Source organism: Aliiroseovarius pelagivivens, assembly GCF_900302485.1.
In the GTDB taxonomy this organism is placed as follows: Bacteria; Pseudomonadota; Alphaproteobacteria; order Rhodobacterales; family Rhodobacteraceae; genus Aliiroseovarius; species Aliiroseovarius pelagivivens.
The window spans coordinates 807301-819404 of the sequence record NZ_OMOI01000002.1; the positions used below are offsets into that span (position 1 = coordinate 807301).

The following is a 12104-nucleotide window of genomic DNA, read 5'->3' on the forward strand; positions in this document are numbered from 1 at the left end:
TTAACGAAGCCCACGCCCTTTCTTGATCGCGTCCTTCCCAAAGCGTGCACGGATTTTATCTGTGGCCCTTTCCGCCTGACGCCTCTGTTCCGCGTTTGGGTCCAGCAGATCCTGCGTCACATCCGTTTGGATGGCAGGGCCGATATGGCTGAGCCCGACGCCGATCAGTCGAAACGGTCCCTTGTCCAGTACAGTGTCCAGCAGAGCACGGGCAGTGCGATAGATGCGATCCGCAGAGTGGGTCATGTCCCCCAGATTGCTTTGCCGACTAAGCGCACGAAAATCGGCGCGTTTCAGTTTCAGGGTCACAACCTGCCCCGCCATGTCGCGCGCCTTTGCTCGGTCCGAGACATTTTCGGCCAGACGCCATAGATGGCCGTCCAGAAGATCAGGGTTGGCGGTGTCCTCGAAAAACGTGGTTTCGTTCGAGATCGACTTGATCGGCGCATTGGCCGAGACGCGTCGTTTGTCCTGACCGCGCGCCAGATGCCACAGACGCTCGCCCATGCCGCCAAAGCGGGCCACAAGGTCTTCCTTGTCCCAGCGCAGCAGGTCCTCGAACGTGTGAACGCCCGCCTTGTCCAGCTGCGCCTGACTGACGCCGCCCACGCCCCAGATCAGGCCCACGGGTTTGTCGCGCAGGAAGTCCATTGTCTCGGCCTTTCCAATGACTGAAAATCCGCGCGGTTTATCCAGATCGGACGCAACCTTGGCCAAGAACTTGTTGTGGCTCAGCCCGATGGATCCGGTCAGACCCAACTCGTCCTTCATCCTGTTGGTCAGTCGCGCCAGCATGACCGCTGGAGGCACGCCATGCAGCTGGGCGGTGCCGGTCATGTCTAGAAAAGCTTCGTCCAGCGACAGGGGCTCAATGGCGGGGGTCAGTTCATCCATCATCGCGCGGATCTGTTTCGAGACGGCCGCATAGTGGCTGCCGCGCGGGCGGATCACCACCGCGTCTGGGCACAGTTTAAGTGCCTGAAACATCGGCATGGCCGAGCGCACGCCCCGAATGCGCGCGACATAGCACGCCGTCGACACTACGCCCCGTTTGCCGCCCCCAATGATCACCGGCTTATCCGCCAGTTCCGGGTTGTCGCGCTTTTCCACCGAAGCATAAAACGCGTCGCAATCCATATGCGCGATGCTCAGATCAAACAGTTCCGGATGCGACAGCACGCGGGGGCTGTTGCAGGACGGGCAGCGGCGGCCCGTGTCGAACTGGGTCAGGCATTTTCGGCACAAGGATGGCATGGCGTGAAATTAGCGGATGCGGAGGCCGGGGAACAGGCCTAGTCTGGCGTCATGTTCACGGGCGATTACATGGGTGCAAAACTGGTTCTGCTGATGGGCGGGAAACTTGTTACGATCCTGCGGGATGATCGCCCGGATATCCCGTATCCGGATATGTGGGACATGCCCGGGGGTGGGCCAGAACCGGGGGAAACACCCGAGGATTGCGTGCTGCGCGAAACGTGTGAGGAGCTGTCTTTGGTGATTTCGCCGGATCAACTGATCTGGAAGCAGCGTTTTGAAAGCCCTCATGTTGCGGGAACCTTTTCGTGGTGGTTCGGGGCGGTATTGCCTGAAACGGCACGGGACCAAATTCAGCTGGGGGACGAAGGGCAATGCTGGCGACTGGTTGCGCCCGAAGACTGGCTGGCAGACCCACGTTCGATTGCCTATTTCAAGCCCCGAGTGCAGGCCGGTTTGGACGCGATTTCGCGCATTAACAGTTGAAATTCGGGCATTTCATCCCCATCTATCAACCTGACGTGGACAGTGAAAGGCCATCTTAATGGATGAGATTCTTATCGGTATTGGCGGCGGCAACATTGTTTTGCTTCTGCTGGCCGCATTTCTGATTATTACAGTATTCCGGGGCGTAAAGATCGTTCCGCAAAGTGAAAAATATGTGGTCGAACGTTTCGGCCGTTTGCAGTCGGTCCTTGGGCCGGGCATCAACTTTATCGTGCCGTTTCTGGATCGGGTGCGCCACAAGGTGTCGATCCTTGAACGCCAGCTTCCGACAGCCAGTCAGGATGCGATCACATCGGACAACGTATTGGTTCAGGTGGAAACCAGCGTGTTCTACCGCATTCTTGAGCCGGAAAAGACGGTGTATCGTATCCGCGATGTCGACGCCGCGATTGCGACGACCGTTGCAGGTATCGTGCGTGCCGGCATTGGCGAGATGGAGCTGGACGAAGTTCAATCGAACCGTCAGCAGCTGATCTCGCAGATCAAGCAGCAGGTTGCGGATGCCGTGGATGACTGGGGTATTGAAGTGACCCGCGCCGAGATCTTGGACGTGAACCTTGACGCCGCCACCCGTGAGGCAATGTTGCAGCAGCTGAACGCCGAACGCGCCCGTCGTGCGCAAGTGACCGAGGCTGAAGGTACCCGTCGCGCGGTCGAGCTTCAGGCCGACGCCGAGCTTTACGCCGCGCAGAAAGAGGCCGAAGCCCGTCGTGTGTCCGCCGACGCCGAAGCCTATGCGACCGAGGTCGTGGCGAAGGCGATCAAGGAAAACGGTATCGAAGCCGCACAGTATCAGGTTGCCCTGAAGCAGGTCGAAGCTTTGACTGCTGTGGGTGCAGGTGAAGGCAAGCAAACCATTATCCTGCCCGCCCACGCGCTTGATGCCTTCGGCGATGCCTTCAAATTGTTGAAAGGAAAAGCGTGATGCTTTGGTCAGTCTGGTGGGCGTGGATCGGTGGGGCGATCGCGCTAGTCATCCTCGAAATCCTCGCGCCGGGCTATATCTTCCTCGGCTTCGCGATTGGCGCAACGGCTGTTGGGGTGCTTTTGGCGCTCGGTGCAAGTCTTAGCTTGCCAATCCTGCTGGTGATCTTCGGCGCAGTGTCGCTTGCGTCTTGGCTGGTCCTTCGCATGGCCTTCGGGGTGCGTAAGGGGCAGACCAAAACCTGGGACACCGACATCAACGAGCTGTAAGGCCCGACCACTATCGAAACGAAAACACCCCGCTCTGATCAGAGCGGGGTGTTTTGCTTTTAGATTGCTGCCAGTTCCGCCAGCACCGCTTGGGCTGCGGCGCGGGGGTCGGGGGCGTTTCGGATCGGGCGGCCCACCACGATGTGGTCGGCGCCATCCTTGATGGCCTGTGCGGGTGTCGCCACGCGCTTCTGGTCGCCCAACGCGGCGCCTGCCGGGCGCACGCCGGGGGTGACGATCAGTTTGCCTTCCGCTTCGGGCAGGGCGCGGATCAGCTTGGCCTCTTGCGGCGAGGCGATAACGCCATCGGCGCCTGCCTCCATCGCGCGGGCGGCGCGTTCCAGTACCAGATCCTGCACGTTGCCCGGCTTGATCAGCCCCGCATCCAGATCCGAACGATCCAGCGAAGTCAGGATGGTCACAGCCAGGATCTTCATATCCTTGCCACCTTTGCCCTCGGCAGCGGCGCGGACCACATGCGGGTCGCCATGCACGGTCAGGAAATCCAGATCGAACTGCGACAGGCCACGCACTGCGGCCTCGACCGTGTTGCCGATGTCGAACAGTTTCATATCCAGAAAGATCTTCTTGCCGAACTCGTCTTTCAGCTCGTTCGCCAAAGCAAGTCCGCCACCGGTCAGCATCCCCAGCCCGATCTTGTAGAAATTCACGGCGTCGCCAAGTGTTTCGGCCAGTTTCAACCCTTCCAGCGCGTTAGGCACATCGAGGGCTACAATCAAACGATCATCGGTCATGTCTGGGGTCTCCGTTCCGGTTCGCGAGTTCCTACGCCTATGCGATGAAAAACGCAAATCTGTCGCGCTTGATCGGCTTGAATTTCCACCCCGAAACCCCATTTTAATCCCGAGGCCCAATAAGATGTGCTGCAAGAGCGGGCATCTACGAATAGGGCGCTTGAAAAGGAGAGTGACATGGATTTGTCGAAGTTCACTGAACGGTCACGCGGCTTCATTCAGGCTGCACAGACCATCGCGATGCGCGAAAACCACCAGAGACTGGTACCCGAACATTTGCTGAAAGCCCTGATGGATGATGAGGAAGGCATGAGTGCCAACCTGATCACCAAGGCAGGCGGCGCGCCGGATCGCGTGCGCGCGGCTGTGGATGCGGCCATTGGCAAGCTGTCCAAAGTGACGGGCGATGGGGCTCAGGTCTATATGGACAACAAGACGGCCAGCGTGATTGACGAAGCGCAGAAGCTGGCCAAGAAAGCTGGCGACAGCTTTGTTCCGGTTGAACGACTGCTGACGGCTTTGGCTGTCGTGAAGTCAAATGCGCGCGAAGCGTTGGATGCAGGCGCCGTGGATGCCATAAAGCTGAACGCCGCCATCAACCAAATACGCCAAGGACGCACGGCGGACAGCGCCAGTGCCGAAGACAGCTATGAAGCGCTGTCGAAATACGCACACGACCTGACCGTGGCAGCGGCAGAGGGCAAGATTGATCCGATCATCGGACGTGACGAAGAAATTCGCCGCACGATGCAGGTTCTGTCGCGTCGTACCAAGAACAACCCGGTTCTGATTGGTGAGCCCGGCGTGGGTAAGACCGCGATTGCCGAGGGTCTGGCGCTGCGCATCATCAATGGCGACGTGCCTGAAAGCCTGCGCAACAAGAAACTGATGGCTTTGGATATGGGCGCACTGATCGCCGGCGCGAAATATCGTGGCGAGTTTGAAGAGCGTCTGAAGGCGGTTCTGAACGAAGTCACCGACGCTGCAGGAGAGATCATCCTGTTCATCGACGAGATGCACACACTTGTGGGTGCCGGGAAGTCGGATGGTGCGATGGATGCGGCCAATCTGATCAAGCCTGCGCTTGCACGGGGCGAGCTGCACTGTGTGGGTGCCACCACGTTGGATGAATACCGCAAGTACGTTGAAAAAGACGCAGCACTGGCCCGTCGTTTCCAGCCTGTGATGGTCGAAGAGCCGACGGTGGAAGACACGATCTCGATCCTGCGGGGCATCAAGGAAAAGTACGAGCTGCACCACGGGGTGCGGATCTCGGACAGCGCTTTGGTGGCGGCGTCGACCCTGTCGCACCGCTATATCACCGACCGCTTCCTGCCGGATAAGGCCATCGACCTTGTGGACGAGGCGGCCAGCCGTTTGCGGATGGAAGTGGACTCCAAGCCGGAAGAGCTGGATGCGCTGGATCGTCAGATCCTGCAAATGCAGATCGAGGCTGAAGCGCTGCGCGTGGAAGATGACAAGGCGTCGAAGGATCGGCTTCAGAAGCTGGAAGCCGAACTTTCGGACCTGAACGAGAAATCTTCCAGCCTGACGGCGAAGTGGCAGTCTGAGCGCGACAAACTGGAAGGTGCGCGTGATCTGAAAGAGCAACTGGACCGCGCCCGTGCCGAACTGGATGCCGCCAAGCGCGAGGGCAATCTGGCGAAAGCTGGCGAGCTGTCCTACGGCGTCATTCCAGAGCTTGAGAAAAAGCTTGAGGAAGCTGAAGGCGCTGAGGCTGACATGATGGTCGAAGAAGCCGTGCGGCCTGAACAGATCGCAAGTGTCGTTGAACGCTGGACGGGCATCCCGACCTCGAAGATGCTGGAAGGCGAACGCGAGAAGCTTCTGCGCATGGAAGAAGAGCTTGGGCGTCGTGTGATCGGTCAGAATTCGGCTGTGACCGCTCTGTCCAACGCTGTGCGTCGGGCACGTGCTGGCCTGAATGATGAGAACCGTCCGCTGGGATCGTTCTTGTTCCTTGGCCCAACCGGTGTCGGTAAGACTGAACTGACTAAGGCTGTGGCAGAGTATCTGTTCGACGATGACAGCGCCATGGTGCGCATTGATATGTCCGAGTTCATGGAGAAACACGCCGTGGCCCGTCTGATCGGCGCGCCTCCGGGCTATGTCGGCTATGACGAAGGCGGTGTGCTGACCGAAGCCGTTCGCCGCCGTCCGTATCAGGTCGTGTTGTTCGACGAGGTCGAGAAGGCGCACCCGGACGTGTTCAACGTGCTTCTGCAGGTCTTGGACGACGGCGTCCTGACCGACGGGCAGGGGCGCACCGTGGACTTCAAGCAGACGCTGATCATCCTGACGTCGAACCTTGGCGCGCAGGCACTCAGCCAGCTGCCGGACGGGGCCGATGCCTCGGACGCGAAGCGTGACGTGATGGACGCGGTGCGGGCGCATTTCCGCCCCGAGTTCCTGAACCGTCTGGACGAGACGATCATCTTCGATCGCCTAAGCCGCGAGGACATGGATGGCATCGTCGAGATCCAGCTGGGCCGCCTGACCAAACGTCTGGGCCGTCGCAATATTGCATTGGATCTGGATGCAGCTGCGAAGAAGTGGTTGGCCGACGAGGGCTATGACCCTGTCTTCGGGGCACGTCCGCTGAAGCGCGTCATCCAACGTGCGCTTCAGAACCAACTGGCCGAGATGCTGCTGGCTGGCGACGTGATGGACGGCGACACGATCACCGTCAGCGCCGGGGCCGAAGGGCTGTTGATCGGGGATCGGGTATCTAGCTCGAACCGGCAACCGCCCGAGGACGCTGTGGTGCACTAACTCAAAAAACAGAAAGAGCCCGCTTTCCGGCGGGCTCTTATTCTATGGGCCAACGACCTCTATATGCACCTTTGCGCAATGCCCGCACTTGTTGACGCGTATTGGGTAATAGATTATTCGCTCGATACACGCTTGAGGCATAATGCCTTTTGCAATGGAGATTTTATGAAAGAGCCCCGGGCCTAACGCCCGTTCCTGGCGACCACATACAGGAACACCAACAAAAATAGGCACACTCATGCGCGATGCTGGGTGGCCCTGTTTCTGTACTTTCGTAAGATCGAGTCATCCCAATGAATATCTCAAGACACGAACAACGTGTTTTGCATGAACTCGCCCTTGGCGGGTCCATCCATCACGAACGTCTGGAAAACGGAAAGATCCATGACGTCACCTGCTTTACCCGCGACGGTTTTATCCTAACCGACTGCTCACTCGGCATATTCCAGCGCCTTTTGAAGAAACGCTTCATTCGGTCCCAAAACGGTGCACCCTACCGGGTGTCCGCTTTGGGCATCAAATCCGTACGCGCTCAAATGAACCAAAGATAGGAAAGAACAATGAACAAAGCTGAAATCGAATCGTTGGTAAAAACCCATCTATTGGCATTTGGTGAAGACGAGGGACCCGAGGTCGCCCAGTTGGCTGAAGCGTTTCTAGCACTGCCAGAGACAATCTCGGTCAGTGTTGAACGCGATGGGCAGGTCGTTGGCAACGTCCTGTTTACCCCGTTTGCCTTTACGGATCATCCGCAAACCAAGTGCTATTTGTTGGCCCCTTGCGGTGTGTTGCCCGGATATCAAGGGTGTGGGATCGGAAAGGAACTGATGGAGACGAGTATCGAGCATCTGAAATCCATCGGAACGGATGCGGTGTTCGTGCTGGGCGTCCCGACGTTCTATCCGCGCTATGGGTTCATTCCGACCAACAAACAGACGCCGTACCCCGATCTTCTGACCATGCCGGAGGCTTGGATGGCGCTTGAGCTGACGGCTGGTGCGGTGAAGCCGCTGAACGGAAAAACCGTCGCTACGGAACCTATTATGCACCCCGAATTTTGGGACACTTCCGCATACGGGTGAACCGATCTTGCTTGCATCGAAGGTTGGATGGGCCGGAAAGGTGCTTGCGAACACAGAGTGCCCGGTACGCGCTGTTTTGGTGGGGCACTGACAAGGTCCCTTCGGGCGATGCAGGCATCAGTTCCATCGCCCAAAAGGGTGCGCCCGCCGATTTTCACCGGCGGGCGCTTTCTTTTGTGAGTGGTGGGGTGGGGAATTAGGTTTCGTTCGGGATCAGGCCGGCCTCTTGTGCGGCGGCCAGTTCCTCGGCGTCCAGCGCGCCGTCATCATTGGCGTCGGCCTCCGAGAAAGCCTCGGGCGTGACGTCCGGATACATGGCAACGGTTTCTTCAATCGTCACCATGCCGTCCTCGTTTGCATCCAAGCCTTCCGCGAAGGCGGCGGTTGCGGCGGTCAGGACGATGGCGCTGGTCAGAGTTGCGAGTTTCATATGTAGCTCCGTGAGTTTTGTAATTCTGTATGCGTCTGAATGAACGCAGAGGCAGAGAACCACGGGGTGCGAGGCCGTGCAGGGGTAATCGCTGGACTGGGCCGAAACCAGCAGAGCATCGCGAATTTCGCGTCTACTCATAGGCGAGGAATGGGTCATGCAAGGGGGCCGGGATCGGGAAGGCGAGGCTCCACCGACGCAAGTTCCGGATTTCGGCGGGGCTTTGCCCAGAATGCCCGGCGCGCACGTCTCGGCGGATTTCACCCGTGCCGAATCCTCCTGCACATAAAAGTCAGCAACTGTGTCTTTCCCTTGCGCGTGGTCACGCTACACTCGCGCCTGAAACGGAGGGAACGGTATGCAGTCGATGTTCTGGGCAATCGAGCTTTTGGCTCAGGTGTTGATCTTTGCGGTGGGGGTCATCCTCGTGCTGGTCGCGATACTTTATATAATAGATCGCTTTCAGACCCACGATGCGGTGCGCCGGAACTATCCGGTGATCGGGCGCTTCCGTGCGCTGTTCTCGAACCTAGGCGAGTTCTTCCGCCAGTACTTCTTTGCCATGGACCGGGAAGAGCTGCCCTTTAACCGGGCACAGCGTCATTGGGTCGAACATACCGCGGCAGGGCACGGCAACACCTTGGCGTTTGGGTCGACGCGAAACCTGAACGTGGTTGGCACTCCAATCTTTGTGAATGCGGCGTTTCCCCCGCTGGATAATCAGTTTGCCCAGACGGCCCCGATGATCATCGGCCCGCATACGCGGTCTCCGTTTGAGGCGAAGTCGATCTTCAACCTGTCCGGCATGAGCTATGGCGCATTGTCCCGTCCGGCGGTCGAGGCGCTGTCGATTGGCACGGCCAAGGCAGGTGTCTGGATGAACACTGGGGAAGGGGGCTTGTCGCCCTATCACCTGAAAGGCGGCGGCGATGTCGTGTTCCAGATCGGAACCGCCAAATATGGCGTGCGCGATCATGACGGCAACCTGTCCGACGACAAACTGCGCGCCGCTGCCGCCCATCCCGAAGTAAAGATGTTCGAGCTGAAGCTGGCGCAGGGGGCGAAGCCCGGTAAGGGGGGCATTCTGCCCGCCGAAAAGGTGTCCGCCGAAATCGCCGAGATCAGAGGCATCCGCGAAGGCGAGGCCTCGATCTCCCCAAACCGCCACCCCGAGGTCGACGATTGGGACGACCTGTTGGATATGCTCACACATATAAGAGAGGTGACCGGCAAACCTGTGGGGTTCAAAACAGTTGTCGGCGCGACCCAGCCGTTTGAAGAGCTGTTTGACCGGATCGCGGCCCGCGGGGTCGATGCTGCCCCCGATTTCATCACCATTGATGGCGGCGAGGGCGGCACGGGCGCTGCCCCCATGCCCTTGATGGATCTGGTTGGCATGCCCATCCGCGAGGCTCTGCCGCAAATCGTGGACCTGCGCGATGCGCACGGCCTGCATGAGCGGATCCGGATCATTGCCTCGGGCAAGCTGGTGAATCCCGGGGACGTGGCTTGGGCGATTTGTGCGGGGGCGGACTTTGTGGTGTCAGCGCGCGGCTTCATGTTCTCGCTGGGCTGCATTCAGGCGCTGAAGTGCAACAAGAACACCTGCCCGACCGGCATCACCACGCATGACCCCCGTTTTCAGAAGGGTCTGGTGCCGGAAGACAAATGCGTGAAGGTCGCGCGCTATGCTAAGGGCATCGTGAAAGAGGTCGAAACCATCGCGCATTCCGTCGGGGTGGCCGAACCACGCCAGATGCGCCGCCGTCATGTGAGGCTGATGCAGGATAGCGGGCGATCGGTTCCGATGAACGAAATCTATCCCTCGGTCCAACTGCCTGCCGAATAGGTCTTTACGCGAATTGTTACAGTCCTCTGGCGCGGACGTGAGCCATTGTGCTTTGGCTTTGCACGCCCGGCGTCTTAGATCAGAATAAGATCAAAAGACGAGGTGCCCGAAATGGCCTATAAGAATGTGCTGAAATACTCGGATGTGACGCCCAAGGCGGATTACATGAATCGCCGCCAGTTGATGGGCGGTGCTGCCGGGTTGTTTGCTGGTATGGCCATTGGCCCGGCGCTGGGCGCATCGAAATACTCGACCGATGCCAAACCAAACACGTTCGAGGAGATCTCGAGCTACAATAACTTCTACGAGTTCGGGACCGGCAAGGAAGATCCAGCACGTCATGCGCATCAGCTGACCGTCGACCCTTGGTCGGTGCAGATCGATGGCATGGTCGACAAACCGGGCAGCTATGGGCTGGAAGATATTCTGGCGAAGGTCAGCCAAGAGGAGCGCATCTATCGTTTCCGCTGTGTTGAAGCCTGGTCGATGGTCATCCCGTGGTATGGCTTCGAACTCAAGCAGCTCTTGGATATGGCAGGCGTGCAGTCTGGCGCCAAATACGTGGCCTTCGAAACGTTGGTCCGCGAAGAAGAGATGCCGGGCATTCGCAGCGTGAACATCGACTGGCCCTATCGCGAAGGGCTGCGTCTGGACGAAGCCATGCACCCACTGACCATCATGGCCACCGGTGTTTATGATCAGCCGATGCCGAAACAGAACGGCGCGCCGCTGCGTCTGGTGGTGCCGTGGAAGTATGGCTTCAAATCGATCAAGTCGATTGTCCGCGTCACGCTGACCGACAAACAGCCGCAAACCTCGTGGAACATGTTGCAGTCGCGCGAATACGGCTTCTATTCGAATGTGAATCCTGAAGTCAGCCACCCGCGCTGGTCTCAGGCGACCGAACGCACCATTGGCGGCGGTCTGTTTGCCAAGCGCAAAGAGACGCTGATGTTCAATGGCTATGAAGAAGAAGTCGCTGGGCTGTATGCCGGAATGGACCTGGCGAAGAACTTCTGATGCAGATCGAGAGCATCTCTGAGCTGACCTGTCCCTCTTGCGGGCATAAATCGCGCGAGGAGATGCCCTCTGATGCCTGCATGTTCTTTTTTGAATGCAAGGGCTGCCACCAAGTCCTGCGCCCGAAACCCGGTGATTGCTGCGTGTTCTGTTCCTATGGGACCGTCGCGTGCCCGCCGATCCAAAACGGAGAAAGCTGTTGTTCGTGAAACTTGCTGACCATCTGAACAGTGGACTGCGCAAAGTTCCGGTCTGGCTTGTCTATGCGCTCGGGGCGACGCTTCCGTTTTGGTACCTCTATCTGGGACTGACCGGGGGGTTGGGCGTCGAGCCGATCAAAGCGTTGGAGCACGAGCTGGGAGAGCTGGGGTTGCAAGCGCTGATCCTTGGGCTGGCGGTTACCCCGTTGCGCGCCATTACTGGGGTGAACCTGATCCGGCTGCGTCGCGCGATCGGCGTGCTGACCTTCTTCTATGTTGCAGCGCATCTGCTGGTCTGGCTGGTGCTGGATGTTCAGATCCTGTCCGAGATCTGGAAGGACATCCTGAAGCGTCCCTATATTACGGTTGGCATGGCGGCGTTCATTCTGATGACGCCTATGGCGATCACCTCGAACAACTGGTCAGTACGCAAACTTGGTCCGCGGTGGCGTAAGCTTCACAAGCTCGTTTATCCGACGGCGGCGCTGGGCGGCATCCACTATATAATGGTCGGAAAAACCTGGGAGGCTGAATCACTCATATATATGGCCGTGATTCTGATGCTTCTGGGGTGGCGTGTGTACGACTCGCGGAAAAAACAGCGGTCGCGGGCGATTCATCAGGGTAATTCGGCGAGACCAGCCTAGATTCTTCCCGAAATCCGGAAGTGACTCGGAAAAATGCCCGGCGATTCATCTGAATCGGCCGGGCATTTTCGTTGAATCGGCATATCAGAACATTCGAGTCTGTGGATAACTGTGGTTGCGACAGATCTTGTGCATATTAGACGCAAACATTATTGCGCAAAAACGGGTTTCTTCTTACCATTGATTGCGCAACCTACCGTTTTTTAAGGAAAAAACAGGGTTTTCGAAAAAAATGCACTTTTCTCGAAAAAAGCGCTTGCGGGTCGGGTCCAGTAACCTTAGAACCCACTTCACCGGCGGCGCTGAGGCGCACAACGGGACGCCAGACGGCGCGGACGACGGGGTCGAGAGACGCAAGAGACTGCAAAGTTTG

Annotated in this window: 13 protein-coding genes; 10 read left to right on the plus strand and 3 right to left on the minus strand. The window is 58.4% G+C overall.

The window, feature by feature from the left end:
* Positions 1-1254, minus strand: a complete 1254-nt coding sequence (locus tag ALP8811_RS16100; RefSeq protein WP_108858264.1) for a DNA polymerase IV — start codon at positions 1252-1254, stop codon at positions 1-3.
* A gap of 51 nt (positions 1255-1305) precedes the next feature.
* On the opposite strand from ALP8811_RS16100, the gene ALP8811_RS16105 reads away from it, so the two are divergent.
* The 3 genes from ALP8811_RS16105 to ALP8811_RS16115 are packed head-to-tail and all read left to right on the plus strand — an operon-like array spanning position 1306 to position 2955.
* The gene (locus ALP8811_RS16105) at positions 1306-1740 is read left to right on the plus strand and encodes an NUDIX hydrolase (RefSeq protein ID WP_108858265.1); all 435 of its coding nucleotides are present in this window, start codon (positions 1306-1308) and stop codon (positions 1738-1740) included.
* 58 nt (positions 1741-1798) lie between these two features.
* A complete protein-coding gene (locus ALP8811_RS16110; protein ID WP_108858266.1) occupies positions 1799-2686 on the plus strand; it encodes an SPFH domain-containing protein in 888 nt (295 codons plus the stop codon).
* Positions 2686-2955, plus strand: a complete 270-nt coding sequence (locus tag ALP8811_RS16115; protein ID WP_108858267.1) for an NfeD family protein — start codon at positions 2686-2688, stop codon at positions 2953-2955. The genes ALP8811_RS16110 and ALP8811_RS16115 overlap by 1 nt, the downstream gene beginning before the upstream one ends.
* 59 nt (positions 2956-3014) lie before the next feature.
* On the opposite strand, the gene pyrF is transcribed toward ALP8811_RS16115, so the two are convergent.
* Positions 3015-3710: an orotidine-5'-phosphate decarboxylase gene (pyrF, locus tag ALP8811_RS16120; protein ID WP_108858268.1), complete on the minus strand. Its 696-nt coding sequence runs from the start codon at positions 3708-3710 to the stop codon at positions 3015-3017.
* A 177-nt stretch (positions 3711-3887) separates the two neighbouring features.
* Between pyrF and clpB the strand changes: the two genes are divergently transcribed.
* The 3 genes from clpB (at position 3888) to ALP8811_RS16135 (ending at position 7585) form a co-directional block, all read left to right on the plus strand.
* Positions 3888-6503 carry an ATP-dependent chaperone ClpB gene (gene clpB, locus ALP8811_RS16125; RefSeq protein ID WP_108858269.1) on the plus strand — a complete coding sequence of 872 codons (2616 nt, stop codon included), beginning with the start codon at positions 3888-3890 and terminating at the stop codon, positions 6501-6503.
* 293 nt (positions 6504-6796) lie between these two features.
* A complete protein-coding gene (locus ALP8811_RS16130) occupies positions 6797-7054 on the plus strand; it encodes a YjhX family toxin (protein ID WP_108858270.1) in 258 nt (85 codons plus the stop codon).
* A gap of 9 nt (positions 7055-7063) precedes the next feature.
* Positions 7064-7585 (plus strand): GNAT family N-acetyltransferase, encoded by a 522-nt coding sequence (locus ALP8811_RS16135; RefSeq protein WP_108858271.1) that lies wholly within the window; start codon positions 7064-7066, stop codon positions 7583-7585.
* Positions 7586-7781: 196 nt separating this feature from the next.
* Here the strand turns inward: ALP8811_RS16135 and ALP8811_RS16140 are convergent, their stop codons facing one another.
* Positions 7782-8015, minus strand: coding sequence for a hypothetical protein (locus tag ALP8811_RS16140; protein WP_181363790.1), 234 nt, complete (start codon positions 8013-8015; stop codon positions 7782-7784).
* Between the two features lie 358 nt (positions 8016-8373).
* On the opposite strand from ALP8811_RS16140, the gene ALP8811_RS16145 reads away from it, so the two are divergent.
* From ALP8811_RS16145 to msrQ, 4 genes are all read left to right on the plus strand, one after another.
* Entirely contained in the window at positions 8374-9864 is a 1491-nt protein-coding gene (locus ALP8811_RS16145) for an FMN-binding glutamate synthase family protein (protein WP_108858272.1), read from the plus strand.
* A gap of 111 nt (positions 9865-9975) precedes the next feature.
* Positions 9976-10884, plus strand: coding sequence for a protein-methionine-sulfoxide reductase catalytic subunit MsrP (gene msrP, locus ALP8811_RS16150; RefSeq protein ID WP_108858273.1), 909 nt, complete (start codon positions 9976-9978; stop codon positions 10882-10884).
* Positions 10884-11093, plus strand: a complete 210-nt coding sequence (locus ALP8811_RS16475; RefSeq protein ID WP_108858274.1) for a GDCCVxC domain-containing (seleno)protein — start codon at positions 10884-10886, stop codon at positions 11091-11093. The genes msrP and ALP8811_RS16475 overlap by 1 nt, the downstream gene beginning before the upstream one ends.
* Positions 11090-11731, plus strand: coding sequence for a protein-methionine-sulfoxide reductase heme-binding subunit MsrQ (gene msrQ / locus ALP8811_RS16160; RefSeq protein ID WP_108858324.1), 642 nt, complete (start codon positions 11090-11092; stop codon positions 11729-11731). The genes ALP8811_RS16475 and msrQ overlap by 4 nt, the downstream gene beginning before the upstream one ends.
* Positions 11732-12104: the final 373 nt, after the last annotated feature.

What these genes read in the sequence shown, in the direction of transcription:
- pyrF (WP_108858268.1), bottom strand. Translation starts at nt 3,710, where the DNA reads ATGACCGATGATCGTTTGATTGTAGCCCTCGATGTGCCTAACGCGCTG.
- ALP8811_RS16130 (WP_108858270.1), top strand. Translation starts at nt 6,797, where the DNA reads ATGAATATCTCAAGACACGAACAACGTGTTTTGCATGAACTCGCCCTT.
- ALP8811_RS16110 (WP_108858266.1), top strand. Translation starts at nt 1,799, where the DNA reads ATGGATGAGATTCTTATCGGTATTGGCGGCGGCAACATTGTTTTGCTT.
- ALP8811_RS16135 (WP_108858271.1), top strand. Translation starts at nt 7,064, where the DNA reads ATGAACAAAGCTGAAATCGAATCGTTGGTAAAAACCCATCTATTGGCA.
- ALP8811_RS16145 (WP_108858272.1), top strand. Translation starts at nt 8,374, where the DNA reads ATGCAGTCGATGTTCTGGGCAATCGAGCTTTTGGCTCAGGTGTTGATC.
- ALP8811_RS16115 (WP_108858267.1), top strand. Translation starts at nt 2,686, where the DNA reads ATGCTTTGGTCAGTCTGGTGGGCGTGGATCGGTGGGGCGATCGCGCTA.
- ALP8811_RS16475 (WP_108858274.1), top strand. Translation starts at nt 10,884, where the DNA reads ATGCAGATCGAGAGCATCTCTGAGCTGACCTGTCCCTCTTGCGGGCAT.
- msrP (WP_108858273.1), top strand. Translation starts at nt 9,976, where the DNA reads ATGGCCTATAAGAATGTGCTGAAATACTCGGATGTGACGCCCAAGGCG.
- ALP8811_RS16100 (WP_108858264.1), bottom strand. Translation starts at nt 1,254, where the DNA reads ATGCCATCCTTGTGCCGAAAATGCCTGACCCAGTTCGACACGGGCCGC.
- ALP8811_RS16140 (WP_181363790.1), bottom strand. Translation starts at nt 8,015, where the DNA reads ATGAAACTCGCAACTCTGACCAGCGCCATCGTCCTGACCGCCGCAACC.
- ALP8811_RS16105 (WP_108858265.1), top strand. Translation starts at nt 1,306, where the DNA reads ATGTTCACGGGCGATTACATGGGTGCAAAACTGGTTCTGCTGATGGGC.
- clpB (WP_108858269.1), top strand. Translation starts at nt 3,888, where the DNA reads ATGGATTTGTCGAAGTTCACTGAACGGTCACGCGGCTTCATTCAGGCT.